This is a genomic window from Streptomyces sp. NPDC030143 (genome assembly GCF_055573695.1).
Genome location: NZ_JBVIAY010000004.1, coordinates 182,789 through 201,314 on the forward strand (window position 1 = coordinate 182,789; position 18,526 = coordinate 201,314).

The 18,526-nt window shown below is 71.5% G+C and carries 15 protein-coding genes and 1 pseudogene; 8 read left to right on the plus strand and 8 right to left on the minus strand.

Annotated elements, in window-relative coordinates; translation table 11 throughout:
* The first annotated feature begins 409 nt into the window (after positions 1-409).
* A complete protein-coding gene (serS, locus tag ACZ4YY_RS09260) occupies positions 410-1,687 on the plus strand; it encodes a serine--tRNA ligase (RefSeq protein ID WP_468285757.1) in 1,278 nt (425 codons plus the stop codon).
* Positions 1,684-2,502 carry an HAD family hydrolase gene (locus ACZ4YY_RS09265; protein WP_468285762.1) on the plus strand — a complete coding sequence of 273 codons (819 nt, stop codon included), beginning with the start codon at positions 1,684-1,686 and terminating at the stop codon, positions 2,500-2,502. Before serS ends, ACZ4YY_RS09265 begins: the two co-directional genes overlap by 4 nt.
* Positions 2,503-3,166: 664 nt before the next feature.
* Here the strand turns inward: ACZ4YY_RS09265 and ACZ4YY_RS09270 are convergent.
* The 5 genes from ACZ4YY_RS09270 to ACZ4YY_RS09290 form a co-directional block, all read right to left on the minus strand.
* On the minus strand, positions 3,167-3,472 hold the full coding sequence (locus tag ACZ4YY_RS09270) for an SGM_3592 family protein (RefSeq protein WP_468285765.1): 306 nt from the start codon (positions 3,470-3,472) through the stop codon (positions 3,167-3,169).
* Positions 3,473-3,606: 134 nt separating this feature from the next.
* Positions 3,607-4,326, minus strand: coding sequence for an ABC transporter permease subunit (locus ACZ4YY_RS09275; protein WP_468285768.1), 720 nt, complete (start codon positions 4,324-4,326; stop codon positions 3,607-3,609).
* A 10-nt stretch (positions 4,327-4,336) separates the two neighbouring features.
* The gene (locus tag ACZ4YY_RS09280) at positions 4,337-5,248 is read right to left on the minus strand and encodes an ABC transporter ATP-binding protein (protein ID WP_468285772.1); all 912 of its coding nucleotides are present in this window, start codon (positions 5,246-5,248) and stop codon (positions 4,337-4,339) included.
* Complete coding sequence (locus ACZ4YY_RS09285; protein WP_468285775.1) at positions 5,245-6,153, minus strand: ABC transporter permease; 909 nt, start codon at positions 6,151-6,153, stop codon at positions 5,245-5,247. The genes ACZ4YY_RS09280 and ACZ4YY_RS09285 overlap by 4 nt, the downstream gene beginning before the upstream one ends.
* A complete protein-coding gene (locus ACZ4YY_RS09290) occupies positions 6,143-7,108 on the minus strand; it encodes an ABC transporter ATP-binding protein (protein WP_468286562.1) in 966 nt (321 codons plus the stop codon). Before ACZ4YY_RS09290 ends, ACZ4YY_RS09285 begins: the two co-directional genes overlap by 11 nt.
* 405 nt (positions 7,109-7,513) lie before the next feature.
* Here ACZ4YY_RS09290 and ACZ4YY_RS09295 point away from each other — a divergent pair.
* The 6 genes and pseudogenes from ACZ4YY_RS09295 to ACZ4YY_RS09320 all read left to right on the plus strand — a co-directional run.
* Positions 7,514-7,693, plus strand: a pseudogene (locus ACZ4YY_RS09295) (M24 family metallopeptidase); the annotation flags it as partial.
* Positions 7,690-9,471 (plus strand): SDR family oxidoreductase, encoded by a 1,782-nt coding sequence (locus ACZ4YY_RS09300; RefSeq protein ID WP_468285778.1) that lies wholly within the window; start codon positions 7,690-7,692, stop codon positions 9,469-9,471. The pseudogene ACZ4YY_RS09295 and the gene ACZ4YY_RS09300, both read left to right, overlap by 4 nt.
* 212 nt (positions 9,472-9,683) lie before the next feature.
* Positions 9,684-10,232: an RNA 2'-phosphotransferase gene (locus tag ACZ4YY_RS09305; protein WP_468285780.1), complete on the plus strand. Its 549-nt coding sequence runs from the start codon at positions 9,684-9,686 to the stop codon at positions 10,230-10,232.
* Positions 10,233-10,238: 6 nt separating this feature from the next.
* Positions 10,239-10,694: a hypothetical protein gene (locus ACZ4YY_RS09310; protein WP_468285783.1), complete on the plus strand. Its 456-nt coding sequence runs from the start codon at positions 10,239-10,241 to the stop codon at positions 10,692-10,694.
* A gap of 42 nt (positions 10,695-10,736) precedes the next feature.
* Complete coding sequence (locus ACZ4YY_RS09315) at positions 10,737-11,639, plus strand: LLM class flavin-dependent oxidoreductase (protein WP_468285785.1); 903 nt, start codon at positions 10,737-10,739, stop codon at positions 11,637-11,639.
* A 59-nt stretch (positions 11,640-11,698) separates the two neighbouring features.
* Positions 11,699-12,598 (plus strand): Cof-type HAD-IIB family hydrolase, encoded by a 900-nt coding sequence (locus ACZ4YY_RS09320; RefSeq protein WP_468285788.1) that lies wholly within the window; start codon positions 11,699-11,701, stop codon positions 12,596-12,598.
* A gap of 93 nt (positions 12,599-12,691) precedes the next feature.
* On the opposite strand, the gene ACZ4YY_RS09325 is transcribed toward ACZ4YY_RS09320, so the two are convergent.
* From ACZ4YY_RS09325 to cydB, 3 genes are all read right to left on the minus strand, one after another.
* Positions 12,692-13,756 (minus strand): murein hydrolase activator EnvC family protein, encoded by a 1,065-nt coding sequence (locus ACZ4YY_RS09325; RefSeq protein ID WP_468285791.1) that lies wholly within the window; start codon positions 13,754-13,756, stop codon positions 12,692-12,694.
* 104 nt (positions 13,757-13,860) lie between these two features.
* Complete coding sequence (gene cydD, locus ACZ4YY_RS09330) at positions 13,861-17,451, minus strand: thiol reductant ABC exporter subunit CydD (protein ID WP_468285794.1); 3,591 nt, start codon at positions 17,449-17,451, stop codon at positions 13,861-13,863.
* A 58-nt stretch (positions 17,452-17,509) separates the two neighbouring features.
* Positions 17,510-18,514: a cytochrome d ubiquinol oxidase subunit II gene (gene cydB, locus ACZ4YY_RS09335; protein WP_468285797.1), complete on the minus strand. Its 1,005-nt coding sequence runs from the start codon at positions 18,512-18,514 to the stop codon at positions 17,510-17,512.
* Positions 18,515-18,526 lie beyond the last annotated feature (12 nt).

Genomic DNA, 18,526 nt, shown 5'->3' on the forward strand with positions numbered 1-18,526 from the left:
GTCCCGCGCCTCACCCTTCGTCCACTCTTTTCCTTTGAACAATCCTTTGGGGGAGCGGTTTCCACCCGAAAGTGGGCGGCGGGTCGGTTTGAACCGGGAATTCCTCGGCGCGGCCCACACTTCCGGAGTGATCGATTCCGAAGTCCACAGATCTTCCCCACACCCTGTGGATAACTTTTCCCGCCCAGGGAGCACCTGTGGACAACCGGCACTCCAAGTGCCGCTCCACAGAAGGGAATCGACAAGCAGCGAGGAGAACCCGGTCGATCCCGAACCCCGCCCCTGACTCGTCCCAGGGGGTGAGACACCTTTTACTGACACGCTAGGCAATTCACCCATAACGGTATGTACGGCGCTGCCAGGAATAGCGAGTCGTAGGTCCTCACCCCACACCGGTAGCCTTGACCGCGTGATTGACCTTCGCCTGCTCCGTGAGGACCCCGACCGTGTGCGCGCATCCCAGCGCGCCCGTGGAGAGGATGTCGCGCTCGTCGACTCTCTCCTGTCTGCCGACGAGCGGCGCAGGTCGTCCGGCGTCCGCTTCGACGAGCTGCGCGCCGAGCAGAAGTCGCTCGGCAAGCTCATCCCCAAGGCCTCCGCGGACGAGAAGGCCGAGCTGCTGAAGAAGGCGAGCCAGCTCGCCGCCGACGTCAAGGCCGCGGACGCCGAGCGCGACGCCGCCGACGCCGAGACCCAGGAGCTCCTCCTCCGGCTCGGCAACCTCGTCCACCCCGACGTGCCCGTCGGCGGCGAGGAGGACTTCGTCACCCTGGAGACGCACGGCGAGATCCGCGACTTCGACGCCGAGGGCTTCGCACCCAAGGACCACCTGGAGCTGGGCCAGCTGCTCGGCGCGATCGACGTGGAGCGCGGCGCGAAGGTCTCCGGATCCCGCTTCTACTTCCTCACCGGCGTCGGCGCCCTGCTGGAGCTGGCCCTGGTCAACGCCGCGATCGCGCAGGCCACGGCCGCCGGCTTCACGCCGATGCTCACCCCCGCGCTGGTGCGCCCGCAGTCGATGGCCGGCACCGGCTTCCTCGGCCAGGCGGCCCAGGACGTCTACCACCTCGACAAGGACGACCTCTACCTGGTCGGCACCTCCGAGGTCCCCCTCGCCGCGTACCACATGGACGAGATCATCGACGCCGATCGCCTCCCGCTGCGCTACGCCGGCTTCTCGCCGTGCTTCCGCCGCGAGGCCGGCTCGCACGGCAAGGACACCAAGGGCATCTTCCGCGTCCACCAGTTCGACAAGGTGGAGATGTTCACCTACGTCACTCCCGAGGACTCGCAGGCCGAGCACCAGCGCCTGCTGGAGTGGGAGAAGCAGTGGCTGACGTCGCTCGAGCTGCCGTTCCGGGTCATCGACGTCGCGTCGGCCGACCTCGGCGCGTCCGCCTCCCGCAAGTTCGACTGCGAGGCGTGGATCCCGACCCAGGGCAAGTACCGCGAGCTGACCTCGACCTCGGACTGCACCGAGTTCCAGTCCCGCCGCCTGCAGATCCGCGTCCGCGAGGGCAAGCAGGTCCGCCCGCTGGCCACGCTCAACGGCACCCTGTGCGCCGTTCCCCGCACGATCGTGGCGATCCTCGAGAACCACCAGCAGCCCGACGGTTCGGTGCGCGTGCCCGAGGTGCTGCGCCCGTACCTCGGCGGCCGGGAGGTCCTGGAACCGGTGGCCCGGTGAGCGAGGCCACCGCAGCCACGACCTTTCCCTACCGGCTGATCGCGACCGACCTCGACGGGACGCTGCTGCGTTCCGACGAGTCGATCTCGCCGCGCACCCGTGACGCCCTCGCCGCCGCCACCGCGGCGGGGGCCGCCCACATCGTCGTCACCGGCCGCGCGGCCCCCTGGACCCGGCACATCCTCGACGACCTCGGCTACGACGGCCTCGCCGTCTGCGGCCAGGGCGCCCAGGTCTACGACGCCGGCGAACACCGTCTGCTCACCTCGGTGACCCTGGACCGGCAGCTGGCCGGGGTGGCCCTCGCCAAGATCGAGGCCGAGGTCGGCCCGCTCCACCTGGCGGCGTGCCGGGACGGGCTGGACGGCGAGGTGCTGGTCGGTCCCGGATACGTCGCCGGCAGACTGCCGGCGACGCCGTTCACGGACGCCTCGGACCTCTGGTCGGCCCCGCTGAACAAGATCTACATCCAGCACCCGGAACTGTCCGACGACGAGCTCGCCGAGGCGTCCCGCCGGGCCGCGGGCGGCTTCGTCTCGGTGGTGATGGCCGGTGCGGGCATTGTGGAGCTGCTCCCCCTCGGCCTGTCCAAGGCCACGGGTCTCTCCCTCGCCGCCCGCCGCCTGGGTCTCAGGGCCGCCGACACGATCGCCTTCGGCGACATGCCCAACGACATCCCGATGTTCGCCTGGGCGTCCCACAGCGTGGCGATGTCCAACGCCCACGACGAACTGAAGGCGGTGGCCGACGAGATCACCTCCTCGAACGAGGAGGACGGCATCGCGGTGGTCCTGGAACGCCTGCTGGCCGCGTAGGCGCGGGTGGCGCTGCCGGCACAGGCCGTGCGGCTGACCGGTTGGCCGGTTGGCGCCCGGGCGGGCGGTCCCGGCCGCGCGGGCGGGCCGGACCGGACCGGGTGAGCCGGACCGGGTAACGCGCAGCGCGGGCGGGTGGCGCCTGGTGCGTGGGCGCGGGTGGCGCCTTGGTGGCCTGTCGTGATCGGCGTCAGTGCGGTCCGGTGGCCTCGAGATGTCCCGTGGCCTCGGTGCCTCTGGCAGTCACGGTGGCGTTCTGGGCGGGGGCGACCCGCAAACACGGTGCCGCCCGGCCGGTCGCAGTCCCGCCGTCGGCCGTGGTGCCGGGGCGATGAGGGTGACCCCATCGCCCCGGCCAGGTTCGCCCCCTGGGAGGCGGAAGCCGGGAAGGCGGCCCACGCGAAGTGGGATTCGCGTGCTCGAAGCGGCCGCCCCGGGCAGCTCCCCGTGCGGGGCGGGCTCGACGGAGGGGTAACTACTCCGGAGCCCGCCTCGGGCTGCCCTGACGGAAGCGGGACGAACTGCCGTGCATGGGCATCGCCCCGCTCCTCTCCCCGTGTGCGACGCCGACTCGGTTCGACCGGCGGCGTGGACATCACCACTGTGCCGGGCGGACGAGTCGGACGCCACCGAATAAAACGGCCGTGCGATAGAGGGGAGTCGGTTAGCGCCGTCGCCACCTGCGGCGGCGGGCCTTGCTGAAGAACCAGCCCGTCGGCGGTTCGTCGGACCGCCAGGGCTGCGGCTCGGGCTTCTCGTCACGCCAACGGGCTGCGAGCATCCGGGCGCGGGCGGACGGCTCGGACGTCTCGGCGGACCGTACGAAGTCCTCGTCGAGGACGAGGTCGCCCCAGAGGCCGTCCCCCGACCCCGCCGAGTCCCCCGCGGAATGCGCCCCCGAGGGTCCCTCCCCGGGCCGTCCGCGGTCCTCGCGCTCCCGGTCGTCGTGCCGCCCCGCCTCGTCCGCCATCGTGATCCTCCCGGCAGTCCTTCCGGTCTTCCCGCTCTGTCCCGTTCGGCCCAGTGTGCCCCGACGAAGGTGAAGCCTCCGTCAAGAGCGTTCCCCTCAGGGGGCGGTGGTCGTCCGGCCGCCCCCGGGGGCGCCTACTCCTCGCCGGCCAGCGTGAGTGCCCGCAGTTTCTGTCCCGCGTACCAGGTGGCCAGCACGGTCACCGCGACCAGCAGGACCGTCGCCGTGGTCAGTCCGACGTCCGAGGTGATCAGGTCGCCGCCGGCCACCTCGTGGGCGACCGCCAGGGACCACTGCTGAACGCTGAGCGTGCGCGCGCCCGGTACCAGGGAGCCGAACAGGGCCTCCCAGACCAGGGCGTAGACGAGGCCGAAGACGACCGCGTGCCGCGACACCGTGCCGAGCAGCAGGAAGAGCGCGGCGTAGGCGATGGAGGAGACCAGCGCGGCGACCGTGTAGGCGACGGCGATCTGCTGGCCGTTGCCGTTGAGGACGAACCCGGCGATCAGGGTCGGCAGTGCCGAGAACACCATGGTCACCGCGATCGCCACGATCAGCTTGGTGAAGATGATCGTGGGCCGCTTGATCGGCTTGGACAGCAGGTAGACGACGGAGCCGTCGTCGATCTCCGGGCCGATCGCGCCCGTCCCCGCGATGACGCCGATGATCGGCACCATGGTGGCGAGCGCGAACCCGCCCAGCAGGTCGGACGCCGTCTGGTCGTCCGCTCCGGTCAGGGCGCGCACGACCACGGAGACCGCGATCAGCAGCAGCGGCAGCGCGCCGAGGATGAGGGCTCGGCGACGGCCGAGCAGGGCCCGATACGTGAGCCGGGCGACAGTGGGGTCGTACATATTCGGCCTCCTACGCCGCGACCAGGTACGAGAACACGGACTCGAGGGACTCGTCGGACGGCGAGACCGTGAGCAGCCGGATGCCGTGGTCGCGCGCCACCCTCGGCAGCAGGGCCGTGAAGCGGCCGAAGTCGACGGCCTGGATACGCAGCGCGCCCTCGGCGAGGTCGACCTCGATGCCCGAGGTCGACGGGTCGGCGATCAGCGCGGCCGCGAGAGCGCGGTCGTCGCTGGAGCGCACCAGATAGCGGTGCGGGCGGTCGGTCATCAGGCGGCGGATCTTGCGGAAGTCGCCGCTGGCCGCGTGCCGGCCGGCGACCACGACCTCGATGTGCCAGGCGAGCTGCTCGACCTCCTCGAGGATGTGCGAGGAGAACAGCACCGTGCGTCCCTCGTCGCCCATCCGCCGCAGCAGGTCCATCAGCTGCATGCGCTGACGGGGGTCCATGCCGTTGAAGGGCTCGTCGAGCAGGAGCAGCGAGGGGTCGTGCACCAGGGCGCTCGCCATCTTCACGCGCTGGCGCATGCCCTTGGAGTACGTGGAGATCTTGCGGTCCTGGGCGTACTCCATCTCGACCGTGGCCAGGGCCTTCTGGGCGGCCTTGGCGCCCAGGCCGTGCAACTCGGCGTTGGCGACGACGAACTCGCGGCCGGTGAGGAAGTCGTACATCGCCTCGCGTTCGGGGACGATGCCGATGTGCCGGTAGATCGCCTCGTTGCGCCAGACCTGCTGGCCGTCCAGGGTCACGGTGCCGGTGGAGGGGGCAAGGAAGCCGCCCATCATGTTGATGAGGGTGGACTTGCCGGCACCGTTGGGGCCGAGCAGTCCGGTGACTCCGGGACCGATGGTCATGGTGATGTCGTTGACGGCGACCACGTTGCCGAACCAGCGTGAGACGTGGTCGAGGGAGAGCGTGGTCACAGGCCCACCTTCCGGTAGCGGCGCATCAGGAGGCCGTAGCTGGCGGCGATGAGGCCCAGGCTGACGAGGACGTACGCCACGCCTTCGCCGTGGGTGGGGCCGACTCCGCCGGGGAAGGCGGAGGTGGCGCCCAGGAACGCGGACTGCACTCCGTCGATGAGCGTGACGGGCGAGAACAGCCCGATCCAAGGGGTGGCGCCGGTGCTGCCCTGCGCGTCGGCGATGGCCTGGAGTGTGGAGACCGCGCCGTAGGAGATCGTCAGGACGGCGATGACGGCCGCGATGCCGAAGCCGCGGCGCGGTGTCACCGAGGCGATGACCAGGCCGATGCCGGCGAAGAGCAGGGAGAGCAGTGCCACGGAGACGAGTCCCTGAGCGAATCCCTCGGTCTGGTCCGAGAAGTCGAGCTTGGCCAGCAGGGCGCCCACGTAGAGCACCAGCAGCGGGGCCGCGGTGAGGATGAACAGCGCGGAGGCGAGCGCCGCGAACTTCGCGCGCACGTAGTCGGCCGTCTCGATCGGCCGCGAGAAGTACAGCGGCACGGTCTTGAAGCGCAGGTCGCGCGAGACGGACTGGGGTGCCTGCGAGGCGACGTACAGGCTGATGACGGCCTGCATGACGATCGCGTAGCGCGTGTAGTCCAGGGGGAGGTCCTTGGCCTTCGTGGCGACCGCGACGGCGACCATGATGGCCGCGGGCACGCACATCACCACGAACAGCAGCATGGGCAGCACCTTGGACTTCACCGAGCGGCCGAGGCCGTAGGCGCCGCGCAGGGACTGCGAGTAGAGGGATCGGCGGGCGTAGGAGCGGCCGAGGCGCGGGCCGTCGTAGGTGCGGTAGCCGATGTTGTGGATGCGGGTCTGGGCGCCCGGTGCGGGCGCCAGGGGGTGCTCAACCGCCATGGCCGACGGCCTCCTTCCTTGCTGCGTCGTCGTCCTTGAAGACCTCCGAGATGTGGTGCCGGCGCTGCTCCATGCGGACCAGGCCGAGGCCGAGGTTGGCGACGACGTCGCGCACCAGGTCGTAGGTCTCCTCACCCTGCGCGGTCAGCAGCAGGATGTGGCCGGCGCCCGGCAGGCCGCTGTTCGCGTCGAGGACGTCCACCCCGCGCGTGTGGAGCGCCTCGCGCACCGCGCGGGTGCCGTCGGGGTGCTCGTCGGTGTCGGTGACCTCGATGGCGAGGGTGGTGGTGGTCTGGGTGAAGTCGGTGGTGGAGCTGGAGCGCAGGAGCTTGCCGCCGTCGATGACGACGACGTGGTCGCAGGTGCGCTCCAGTTCGCCCAGCAGGTGGGAGGTGACCAGGACCGAGATGCCGAAGTCGGTGTGGATGCGGCGGATGAGGCCGAGCATCTCGTCGCGGCCTACCGGGTCGAGGCCGTTGGTCGGCTCGTCCAGCAGGACCAGCTGCGGGTCGTGCACCAGGGCCTGGGCGAGTTTCACGCGCTGCTTCATGCCGGTGGAGTAGCCGCCGATGGGGCGGTAGCGCTCCTCGTACAGGCCGACATGGCGCAGCGTGTCCGCGGTGCGCTCGCGCGCTGCGGTGGGCGGCAGGCCGGACATGCGGGCCATGTGCACGACGAACTCGGTGGCCGAGACGTCGGGCGGCAGGCAGTCGTGCTCCGGCATGTAGCCCACGCGCTCGCGGATGGCGCCGCCCTTGGTGGCGACGTCGAGGCCGAGCACCTCGGCGCGGCCCTCCGACGCGGGGGACAGACCCAGCAGGATCTTGATCAGAGTGGACTTGCCGGCGCCGTTGGCACCGACGAGTCCCGTCACACCGGGTCCGATGTCCACGGACAGCCGGTCGAGCGCGGTCACCCGGGGGAACCGCTTGCTCAGGCTTTCGGTCGCGATCACAGTCACGTCGTCGACAGTAGTGACGCACGCCACGGAATTCGTCAGACCTCAGAGCCGTCTTCGCCTCAGACCTCAGGTGTAGGGGGACGTCGGGGATGCCCTGCTTGAGAGTTACGCGCAGTGATCCACGAGACCACCGCCCGCCCTGTTGACGACCTCTCTAACAAGTGCGAGATTCGGCGCAGGTCAGGTGACGAGCGCGTACGGCGACGGCGGGACCGAGGTGCCATGACGACGGCAGTGACACGCGCACGCTCCGCGGAGCTGCGGGGATTCCGGCGGGTGCAGCGTCTCCGCTACGAGTGCGCGGAGGTGGTGGCCGCGGGCCGCGTCCGGGCGTCAAGGAGCGTGAGGCCGCGCGGGTGCAGCGCGCATGGCTGCGCGAGCGCGGGGTGCGGGGCTGGTTTCTCCGACCGCCCGCCGCGGCCGGGCCCGTGGGCGGTCGGACCCCACGCGGGTTTCCGGGGCGCGGGCGCGAAGTTCGAGGAGATCCTCCTGGTCACCGACTCCCGTGATCGCGAGGAGAGCACGTTCCGGCTGGACGACGACCTGCCGCACACGCGGCGCTGGGCGGAGGCGAAGTGACGGTGCTGAAAGACGCGCGGGAACGCCGGGTGCGTACCGGGGGGATCGAGCTGTGCGTCGCCGAGCTGGGCGACCCGCGGCGGCCGACCGTCGTCCTGGTGCACGGCTATCCGGACAGCAAGGAGGTGTGGTCGGAGATCGCCGTCCGCCTCGCCGACCGCTTCCACGTGGTCCTGTACGACGTCCGGGGCCACGGCCGCTCGTCGGCGCCGCGTCCGCTGCGCGGGGGCTTCACGCTGGAGAAGCTGACGGACGACTTCCTGGCGGTCGCGGACACGGTGAGCCCGGACCGGCCGGTCCATCTCGTCGGCCACGACTGGGGATCCGTGCAGGCCTGGGAGTTCGCGACGGTCGAGCGCACGGAGGGCCGCATCGCGTCCTTCACGTCGATGTCGGGCCCGTCGTTGGACCACTTCGGCCACTGGATCAACACCCGTCTCACACGCCCCACTCCGCGGCGGGTGGGTCAACTCCTCGGTCAGGGCGCCAAGTCCTGGTACGTGTATCTGCTGCACACGCCCGTGCTGCCCGAACTCGCCTGGCGCGGACCGCTCGGCAAGCGCTGGCCGGCCATCCTGCGACGCGTCGAGAAGGTGCCCGGCGGCGACTACCCGACCGCGTCCCTGCCCTCGGACGCCGCACACGGCGCGTGGCTGTACCGCGACAACGTCCGGGCCAGGTTGCGCCGTCCGCGCCCGGACGCCTACGCGCGCGTGCCCGTGCAGCTCATCACGCCCCTCGGGGACGCCTTCCTCTCGGAGCGTCTCCACGACGACCTGGAGCAGTGGGTGCCGAGGCTGACCCGGCGGACGCTCCCGGCGAAGCACTGGATCCCCCGGACCCGGCCGGACCAGGTCGCCCGCTGGATCACCGACTTCGTCACGGTCGTCGAGTCCGAGCGCGGCGCCGCGGGCGAGACGGTCGAGCCCGGCCAGGAGCCCACGAGTGCGTACGCCCAGCGGTTCGGCGGACAGCTCGTCCTGGTCACGGGTGCGGGCAGCGGCATCGGGCGCGCCACGGCGTTGGCGTTCGCGGAGGCGGGCGCGCGTCTGGTGGCCGTCGACCGCGACGCCGAAGCGGCGGTGCGCACAGCGGAGTCGGCTCGGCTGGTCGGTGCCCCGCAGGCCTGGGCGGAGACGGTCGACGTCTCCGACGAACAGGCCATGGAAGACCTCGCGAAGAAGGTCGCCGCCGAGTACGGCGTGGTCGACGTGCTGGTCAACAACGCGGGCATCGGCCTATCGGGCTCCTTCTTCGACACGACGACGGCCGACTGGCGCAAGGTCCTCGACGTCAACCTGTGGGGTGTCATCCACGGTTGCCGTCTTTTCGGCCGGCAGATGCGCGAGCGCGGTCAGGGCGGGCACATCGTCAACATCGCCTCCGCCGCCGCCTTCCAGCCGTCCAGGGCGCTGCCCGCGTACAGCACCTCGAAGGCGGCGGTCCTCATGCTGAGCGAGTGTCTGCGCGCCGAACTCGCGGAGAGGGACATCGGCGTGACCGCCGTCTGCCCTGGCCTGGTGAACACGCCGATCACCTCCACGGCCACGTTCGTGGGGGTGGATCAGGAGGAGGAGCGACGCCGTCGGAGGCGGGCGGCACGGTGGTACGGACTGCGCAACTATCCGCCCGAGAAGGTGGCTGACGCGGTACTGCGGGCGGTCGTCCGCAACGACTCGGTCGTGCCGGTCACTCCCGAGGCACGGGGAGCGCGTCTCCTGTCACGGTTTCTGCCGGGTGCGTTGAGGTCGCTGGCGCGCATGAAGCCACCCCTGTGAGGCCGGTCGGCTCCTTGTGTCCCCACACTGCCGCTTGTTCGACTCGTTGCGCAAAGCGCTTCCGTGGATGCTCCTTACACAACTCCCGCTCCCTGTCGCTGCGTTGTCCACAGCGCGCCCACATGGACTGTGGATAAACACGGTTGCCTGTGGATCAAACATCGGCGTCAAAGGAAATGCGTGATCCCGGTCTCTCCCGTCATGCTGGCGGCATGGACGAAAGACGCACCGTGAAGGTGTCGAAGTACCTCTCGAAGCATCTGCGCCACCAGCCCGAACGCATCGGTCTGGCCCTCGACGAGGGCGGCTGGGTCGAGATCGACATCCTGATGGCGGCGGCTGCCGCACACGGGTTCCCCTTCACCCGGGACGAGCTGGATCATGTGGTCGCCGCCAACGACAAGAGGCGCTTCGCGGTTGAGGGCACCCGCATCCGCGCCAGCCAGGGCCACAGCGTCGAGGTGGACCTCGGGCTGCCGCCGACGCCCCCACCGCCTCACCTCTACCACGGCACCGTGGCCCGCTCCCTGGACGCGATCCGGGCCGAAGGTCTGCGTCCCATGAACCGGCACGACGTGCACCTTTCGGCCGACCGTGAGACCGCGACCCGGGTCGGGGCCCGTCGCGGCCGGCCCGTCGTGCTCTCGGTGGACGCGGTGGCCATGCACCGTGACGGCCATGTCTTCCACGTCAGCGCGAACGGGGTGTGGCTGACGAAGGCTGTGCCGCCGCAGTATCTGCGGTTCCCCGAGGCAGGCTGAGGCACCATGATCGAGGGCATGGACCACCTCCCCACCACCGAGGCCGCCGTCACCGCTCTGCGCGAGATCGCCACCGAGTACGGCCGTGAGATCGAGGTCGCCCACGACATCGGCGCCGACCGGACCTCCCGGCGGACCGCCACGGGCGTCGGCGTCACCACCGACGCGGACGGCTCTCTGCCCCATGAGGCGTACGTCGATCTGGGCGGCCGGCCGCATGTGAGCGTGCGGCTCTATCCGGACGACGACGCGCTGATCGCGGTCGACGGCGTGGAGTGCCCCGACGTCGACCGCGACGACGTCCCCGCCTTCGTCCGCGCGGTCTATGAGGGCCATGCCTGGGTCAAGGCCCGCCGCTTCCCTCCGAGCGAGTTCCTGATGGTGCCGCTGCCGGGTGACCGGGTGCACAAGGAGTTCATCACGGTCGGCCTCAGCCCGTGGCTGGCCGGCCGCGTGCGGTGACCGTTTCACGTGAAACAGGGTCGTCCGCCTACGCTCGGCGACATGAGTCTGCGACTGAGCACCGTGATCCTCCCTTACCGCCGCTGGCACGAGGGCGGCCGTTCGACCTGGACGCGCGCCGAGCAGCTCGGCTTCCACACCGGGTACACCTACGACCACCTGTCCTGGCGTTCCTTCCGTGACGGCCCGTGGTTCGGGGCCATCCCCACACTGACCGCCGCCGCCTCCGTCACCGAGCAGCTACGCCTGGGCACGCTGGTGACCTCGCCGAACTTCCGCCACCCGGTGACCCTCGCCAAGGAACTGATCTCGCTGGACGACATCTCCGGCGGCCGCGTCACCCTCGGCATCGGCGCGGGCGGCACCGGCTTCGACGCCACCGCCCTCGGCCAGGAGCCGTGGACCCCCCGTGAGCGGGCCGACCGCCTCGCCGAGTTCGTGCCGCTGCTCGACCGGCTGCTCAGCGAAGACGCCGTGTCGTACGAGGGCGACTTCTACTCGGCGCACGAGGCCCGCAACATCCCTGGTTGCGTCCAGCGTCCCCGACTGCCCTTCGCCATCGCGGCCACCGGACCGCGCGGACTGAAGCTGGCCGCTCGCCACGGTCAGGCCTGGGTGACGACCGGCGACCCCAAGCTGTACGAGAGCGGCACCTCTGAGCAGTCGGTTCAGGCCCTCCACAACCAGGTCGAGAAGCTCACGGACGCCTGCGCGGCCGTCGGCAAGGACGTGCGCACGCTGGACAAGATCCTGCTCACCGGGTTCACCCCGGACCGCGGCCGGCCGCTGGAGTCCGTGGACGCCTTCGTCGACTTCGCGGGTCGACACCAGGAGCTCGGCTTCACCGAGCTGGTCCTCCACTGGCCCATCCCGGACTCCGACTTCGCCGCCGACGAGAAGGTCTTCGAGCGGATCGCCCTGGAGGCGCCGGCACAACTGCGCTGAACAGCCGATCAGTGGGCTACGCCTCATCTGTGCGCCCTCCCGCACGGCCGTGCGGGCATATGCGCGAGAATGGCCCGGTGACCTCAGCGACTCGACAGCCCGAGACCCCGGCCGCCACCACCCCGCCCCGGCTGATCGCCACCGATCTCGACGGCACCCTGCTGCGTGACGACAAGTCGGTGTCCCCGCGCACGGTCGCGGCCCTCGCCGCCGCCGAGGAGGCCGGCATCGAGGTCTTCTTCGTCACCGGCCGTCCGGCCCGCTGGATGGACGTGGTCAGCGACCACGTCCACGGGCACGGCCTGGCCATCTGCGGCAACGGCGCCGCCGTGGTCGACCTGCACGGCGGCCCCGGCGCCCACCGCTTCGTGAAGGTGCGCGAACTGGCCCGGGAGAACGCCCTGGACGCCGTACGCCTGCTGCGCGAGGCGGCGCCCGGGACGATGTACGCCGTCGAGCAGACGTACGGCTTCTACCAGGAGCCGGAGTATCCGAAGATGCACATGGAGATTCCCGACTCCCTCGCACCGGCCGAGCAGTTGCTGGCGCCGGACGCCCCCGGGGCCGGCGAGCCCGTGCTGAAGATCCTCGCGTTCCACCCGACGCTCGACCCGGACGCCTTCCTCACCCTGGCGCGGCTGGCCATCGGCGACCGCGCCAACGTCACCCGTTCCAGCCCCAGCGCCCTGCTGGAGATCAGCGGCCCGGACGTCTCCAAGGCCAGCACGCTCGCCCTGTGCTGCGCGGAGCGCGGCATCTCCCACGAGGAGGTCGTCGCCTTCGGGGACATGCCGAACGACGTCGAGATGCTCACCTGGGCGGGCCGTTCGTACGCGATGGGCAACGCGCACCCGGAGGTCGTCGCCGCGGCCTCCGGACAGACGGTCGCCAACAACGACGACGGGGTCGCCGTCGTCATCGAGCGGCTGGTCGCCGAGCGGCTCGGGTCCTCCGGCTGACTCAGGGTCCTTGCACGATGAGCGCCTGATCACGCAGCGCGGTCCGGTGCCGTGCAGCGCAAGGCGCCCGGGCGGGCAGAGTGCACGGACCCCTCAGCCCAGGGGTGCGCCGCGGGCCGCCAGCCACGGCACCGGGTCCAACGCCGACCCCGCCTCCGGGGTGACCCGCACCTCGAAGTGCAGGTGCGGGCCGGTGGAGTTGCCGCTGGTGCCCGACTGCCCGATCCACTGACCGGGAGCCACGCCCTCCCCCTGGTCGACGGCGACGGACGCGAGGTGCGCGTACTGCGTGTAGTAGCCACCCGCGTGCTCGAGCACGACCTCGACGCCGAACGGGCCCCCGCACGACACCCGCACCACGTGACCCGCGCCGACCGCCCGCACGGGCGTCCCGATCGGCACCGCGAAATCCTGTCCGGTGTGCCGGTTCACCCAGCGCGCACCACCACTGCCGAAGGCCGCCGACAGCGTGTACGCGGCGACGGGTGCCACCCACGGCCCGCTCGGTGGCCTGCGCGGCTGGTCGAGCCGTACCGCCCCGCGGCACGCGCCGGCGGCGACGGAGGCGTCCGCCTGCCCCTGCAACTGCCAACGGGCCCGCTCCAGCTTCTGCTCGATGTCCTGCTTCAGAGCGGCGAGTTCCACCGTGCGCCGCTCCAGCACCCGCCAGGCCCGGGCGGCCTTCGCCTCGTGCGCGGCCAGCCGCGCCTCCGCCCGACGGTTCTTCTCGATCGCGTTCTCCACGGACAGGCTCGTCCGCGCGAAGAGGTGCTGACCGCGCATCAGCTCATCCGGACTGCGCGCCAGGACGATCTGGGCGGCCACCGGCAGCCCGCCGCCATTGCGGTACTGGGCACGCGCCATACGGCCCAGGTCCTCGCGCAGCACGGCGATCTCCTGCCGCTGCCTGCCGAGGAGACCCTCCAGCCGCTGGGCTTCCGTCCGCTGCGCCTCCGCCTCCAACCGGCCCGCCTCGTACCGCTGGGTGGCCACGGCCGCGTCCTCGTACAGCCGCGCCACCTGCGCACCGACCGAGGCGTCACCGCCCGGCCCCTCACCGCCGGGTTCTCCGTCGGTGCCGGAGGGGCGCGCCGCGAGCACGGCCGCCGCACACAGCAGAACCGGAACGAGCGGGCGACGGCGACGAGGTGAGCGCATGTCAGCGATCCTGTCGCGACCTGCCCGTGCCGGTCCTGTTCAAGTCGTACGCCTGGGGGACCGCACACCACGAATGGCGCAGTGCGCCGCCGGTGGGGCTGTTCTCACCCCGCCCCCACCAACTCCTCGGTCGCCGCCTCCCGCTCGACCATCCGTCGCAACGGCCCCTCCACGGCCGCCAGCTCCGCGTACGCGCCGCGCTGCACAACCCGCCCCGCGTCCAGGACGACGACCTCGTCCACCGCCGCCAGCCCGGCCAGCCGGTGGGTGATGAGCAGCGTCGTGCGGCCCTCGGTGGCCGTCAGCAGGTCCGCCGTGAGGGCGTCGGCGGTCGGCAGGTCGAGGTGTTCGGCGGGCTCGTCGAGCACCAGGACGGGGAAGTCGGCGAGCAGCGCGCGAGCCAGCGCGAGCCGCTGCCGCTGCCCTCCGGACAACCGTGCCCCGTGCTCACCGACGAGCGTGTCGAGGCCCTCGGGCAAGCTGTCGGCCCACTCCAGCAACCGGGCCCGCCCCAACGCGTCGCGCAACGCGTCCTCGGTCGCGTCCTTCTTCGCGAGCAGCAGGTTCTCGCGGACCGAACTGTCGAAGAGGTGCGCGTCCTGGGCGCACAGCCCCACGAACCGCCGTACGTCGTCGCCGTCGAGGGCCCGGGCGTCCACCCCGCCGAGGGTGTACGAGCCGACGCCCGCATCCAGGAAGCGCAGCAGCACCTGCGCAAGGGTCGTCTTGCCGGAACCGGACGGCCCCACGACGGCGATCCGGCGCCCCTGCGCCAGGGTCAGGTCGAGTCCGGCGAGCGCCTCCCGGTCCTGCCCGGCGTGGCGGGCGGCGAGCCCTTCGAGGACGAGCGGGAACGGTGACTCGGGCGCCTTCCGTGGCCGCGGCGGTTCCCGCACGGGCTCGGGGGAGTCCAGGACCTCGTACACGCGCTCCGCGCTCCTGCGGACCCGCTGGCGGTACTGGACGGCCAGCGGCAGCCCCAGGACGGCCTCGAAGGCGGCCAGGGGGGTGAGGACGACGACGGCCGTCGTCACGCCGTCGAGCCGCCCCGCACCGACCGCCTGGGCGCCCGCGAGGGCGCTGGCCGCGACGGTCAGTCCGCAGATGAGCGCGGTCAGTCCGTCGCCGAGGGCGGTGGCCGTGGCGGCACGCGAGGCGATCCGGGTGAGCACCGAGTCGGCCGCCCGCACCTCGGCCGTCCGGCGGGGCAGGGCACCGGCGACGGTCAGCTCGGCGGTGCCGGTGAGCAGATCGGCCGTGCGGGTGGCGAGAACCCCCCGGGCGGGGGCGAGCCGGCGCTCGGCCCGCCGCGCCACGGCACCGGTGACCAGCGGGACGCCCACCCCGGCCGCGAGCAACCCCACCGCGAGGACGGCTCCGGCCTCGGGCAGCAGCCACACCGTGAACGCGACGGTTCCGGCCGAGACGACGGCGGCGGCACCGGCGGGCAGCAGCCAGCGCAGCCAGTAGCCCTGCAGGGCGTCCACATCGGCGACGAGCCGGGTCAGCAGGTCACCCCGACGGGTGTCGCGCAGTCCGGCGGGCGCCAACCGCTCCAGCCGCCGGTAGACGGCGACGCGGGTGTCGGCGAGCATCCGCAGCACGGCGTCGTGCGACACGAGCCGCTCGGCGTAGCGGAACACGGCCCGTCCGATGCCGAAGGCCCTGGTCGCGGTCACGGCCATCATCAGGTACAGCACCGGCGGCTGCTGCGAGGCCCGTGAGATGAGCCAGCCGGAGGTGGCCATGAGACCGACGGCGCTGCCGAGGGCGAGGCTGCCGAGCAGCAGGGCGAGGGCGAGTCGGCCGCGTCGGGCGCCCGCCATGGCACGGACCCGGGCGAGGGCCCCGGTCGGGGCGGCCGGGGCCCGCGTCTCGGCTGCCGTACTCTCCACAGCCTCCCTGGGGTGCGCATCCGCGGCCCGGTCGGTCGCCGCCGCGGGCAAGGGAGCGTCCGCGGCCCGGACAGCGTCAGCGGGCAGGGGAGCCTTTACGGGCCGCGGAGCGCCCGTCGGCCGGAGAGCGTCCACGGGTCGGGGAACGCCCGTCGGGCGGGTGGTCGACGCCGTCGGTGCCAGGCGCACGACCCGGTCCGCCGCCGCCAGCAGCGCCGGTCGGTGCACCACCAGCAGGACCGTGCGGCCGGCCGCCAGCCGCCGCACCGCCGCCACGATCTCCGCCTCGGTCTCCCCGTCCAGCGCGGCCGTCGGCTCGTCGAGCAGCAGCAGCGGCCGGTCCGCCAGGAACGCCCTGGCCAGTGCGAGCCGCTGTCGCTGGCCGGCGGAGAGGCCGGCCCCGTCCTCACCGAGCGGGGTCTCGACTCCGGCGGGCAGGGCGTCCACGAAGTCCAGGGCTCCCGCGTCGGCCAGTGCCCGGCGCACTGCCGCCTCGTCGGCGTCGGGACGCGCCAGCCGTACGTTCTCGGCGATCGTGCCGGCGTACAGGTGCGGATGCTGCGGCACCCAGGCGATGCGGGACCGCCACTGGTCGAGGTCGATGTCCGTGAGGTCGGCTCCCCCGACCCGCACCCGGCCCCCGGCGGGCCGCACGAAGCCCAACAGCACGTTGAGCAAGGTCGACTTGCCCGTGCCGCTCGGGCCGATGAGTGCGACCGTCTCCCCCGGCTCGACGGCGAAGGAAACGTCCGTGACGGCGTCGGCCGACCGGCCGGGATAGCGGACCGTCACCCCCTCGAAGGTCACGCCGCCCGTCGGCACCGCGCCGGTACCCGAAGTCGGGACGGGCGTCTCCAGGACGGCGAAGATCTCCTCGGCGGCGGCGAGCCCCTCGGCGGCCGCGTGGTACTGCGCGCCGACCTGCCGCAGCGGCAGGTACGCCTCCGGCGCCAGCACGAGGATGACCAGACCGATGTACAGGTCCATCTCGCCATGCACGAGCCGCATGCCGATCGTCACGGCGACCAGCGCCACCGACAGCGTCGACAGCAACTCCAGGGCGAACGACGAGATGAACGCGATCCGCAGCGTCCGCAGGGTCGCCCGCCGGTACTCGCCGGTGATCCGTCGAATCGACTCGGCCTGAGCCTTGGCCCGCCCGAACACCTTCAACGTCGGCAGGCCCGCGACGACGTCCAGGAAGTGGCCGGAGAGCCGGGACAGCAGGCGCCACTGATGGTCCATCCGCGACTGCGTGGCCCATCCGATCAGCATCATGAAGACCGGGATCAGCGGCAGGGTGCCGACGATGATCGCGGCGGACACCCAGTCCTCGGTGACGATGCGGGCCAGCACCGCCACCGGCACGACCACCGCCAGCCCCAACTGCGGGAGGTAGCGCGAGAAGTAATCGTCGAGGGCGTCCACACCTCGTGTGGCGAGGGCGACCAGCGAGCCGGTTCGTTGGCCGCTCAGCCACCCGGGGCCCAGCTGGGCCGCCCGCTCCAGCAGACGCCCTCGCAGCTCGGACTTCACGGCCGCGCTCGCACGGTGCGCGGCCAGCTCGGTGAGCCAGGCGACCAGCGCCCGACCGATGGCCACGCCCACCAACAGCAGCAGTGGGGTGCGGAGTTCGGACACCGACAGGCCGTGCTGGAAGGCGCCGACCACCACCTCGGCGATGAGCATTGCCTGTGCGATGACCAGCGCCGCTCCGACAATCCCGAGACCGACCACCGCCATGAGGAAGCGGCGGGTGGCACGGGCGTATCGCAACAGGCGCGGGTCGATCGGTTTCACGTGAAACACACCCTTTTCTCAAGGGGCGTGTTTCACGTGAAACACGCCCCGATACGGATCAGTGCGCAGCCTCGGCGAGGTGCTGCGTACCGATCCGCTTGCGGAACACCCAGTAGGTCCACCCCTGGTAGACCATGACGAGCGGGGTGGCGATCACCGCGCACCAGGTCATGATCTTCAGGGTGTACGGGCTCGACGAGGCGTTGGTCACCGTGAGGCTCCAGCTCTCGTTGAGCGTCGACGGCATGACGTTCGGGAAGAGCGTCAGGAAGAGCATCGCCACGGCGGCGACGATGGTGACCCCGGAGAGAGTGAACGACCAGCCCTCGCGCCCCGCCTGGTTCGCCACGAGGGCCGCGACCAGGGCGGCCACCGCCACGACCATGGCCACCAAACTCTTGGCGTCCCCGCTGTCGACCTGGGTCCACAGCAGGAAGAGCAGGGCGAGGACCGCGGTCACCACGCCGACCTTGGTCGCCAGCTTCCGCGCCCGGTCCCGGATGTCACCCACCGTCTTGAGAGCGGTGAACACCGCACCGTGGAAGGTGAACAGTGTCAGGGTCACCAGACCGCCGAGCAGCGCGTACGGGTTGAGCAGGTCCGCGACGGTGCCGACGTACTCGAAGTTTTGGTCGATCTTCACACCGTGCACGATGTTGCCGAAGGCGACGCCCCACAGGAAGGCCGGGAGGAGCGAGGTCCAGAAGATCGCGTGCTCCCAGTTGCGCTGCCAGTTCTCCTCGGGCCGCTTGACCCGGTACTCGAAGGCGACGCCCCTCACGATGAGGCAGACCAGGATGAGCAGCAGGGGCAGGTAGAAGCCCGAGAAGAGGGTGGCGTACCACTCGGGGAAGGCGGCGAAGGTCGCGCCGCCCGCGGAGAGCAGCCACACCTCGTTGCCGTCCCAGACGGGCCCGATGGTGTTGATGAGCACCCGCCGCTCGGGCCGGTCGCGAGCGAGCAGCTTGGTGAGGATGCCGACCCCGAAGTCGAAGCCCTCGAGGAAGAAGTACCCGGTCCACAGGACGGCGATCAGGACGAACCAGATGTCGTGCAGTTCCATGAATGTGCAGCT

What these genes read in the sequence shown, in the direction of transcription:
- ACZ4YY_RS09270 (WP_468285765.1), bottom strand. Translation starts at nt 3,472, where the DNA reads ATGGCGGACGAGGCGGGGCGGCACGACGACCGGGAGCGCGAGGACCGC.
- ACZ4YY_RS09275 (WP_468285768.1), bottom strand. Translation starts at nt 4,326, where the DNA reads ATGTACGACCCCACTGTCGCCCGGCTCACGTATCGGGCCCTGCTCGGC.
- ACZ4YY_RS09285 (WP_468285775.1), bottom strand. Translation starts at nt 6,153, where the DNA reads ATGGCGGTTGAGCACCCCCTGGCGCCCGCACCGGGCGCCCAGACCCGC.
- ACZ4YY_RS09305 (WP_468285780.1), top strand. Translation starts at nt 9,684, where the DNA reads ATGGACGAAAGACGCACCGTGAAGGTGTCGAAGTACCTCTCGAAGCAT.
- ACZ4YY_RS09310 (WP_468285783.1), top strand. Translation starts at nt 10,239, where the DNA reads ATGATCGAGGGCATGGACCACCTCCCCACCACCGAGGCCGCCGTCACC.
- ACZ4YY_RS09315 (WP_468285785.1), top strand. Translation starts at nt 10,737, where the DNA reads ATGAGTCTGCGACTGAGCACCGTGATCCTCCCTTACCGCCGCTGGCAC.
- ACZ4YY_RS09320 (WP_468285788.1), top strand. Translation starts at nt 11,699, where the DNA reads ATGCGCGAGAATGGCCCGGTGACCTCAGCGACTCGACAGCCCGAGACC.
- ACZ4YY_RS09325 (WP_468285791.1), bottom strand. Translation starts at nt 13,756, where the DNA reads ATGCGCTCACCTCGTCGCCGTCGCCCGCTCGTTCCGGTTCTGCTGTGT.
- cydB (WP_468285797.1), bottom strand. Translation starts at nt 18,514, where the DNA reads ATGGAACTGCACGACATCTGGTTCGTCCTGATCGCCGTCCTGTGGACC.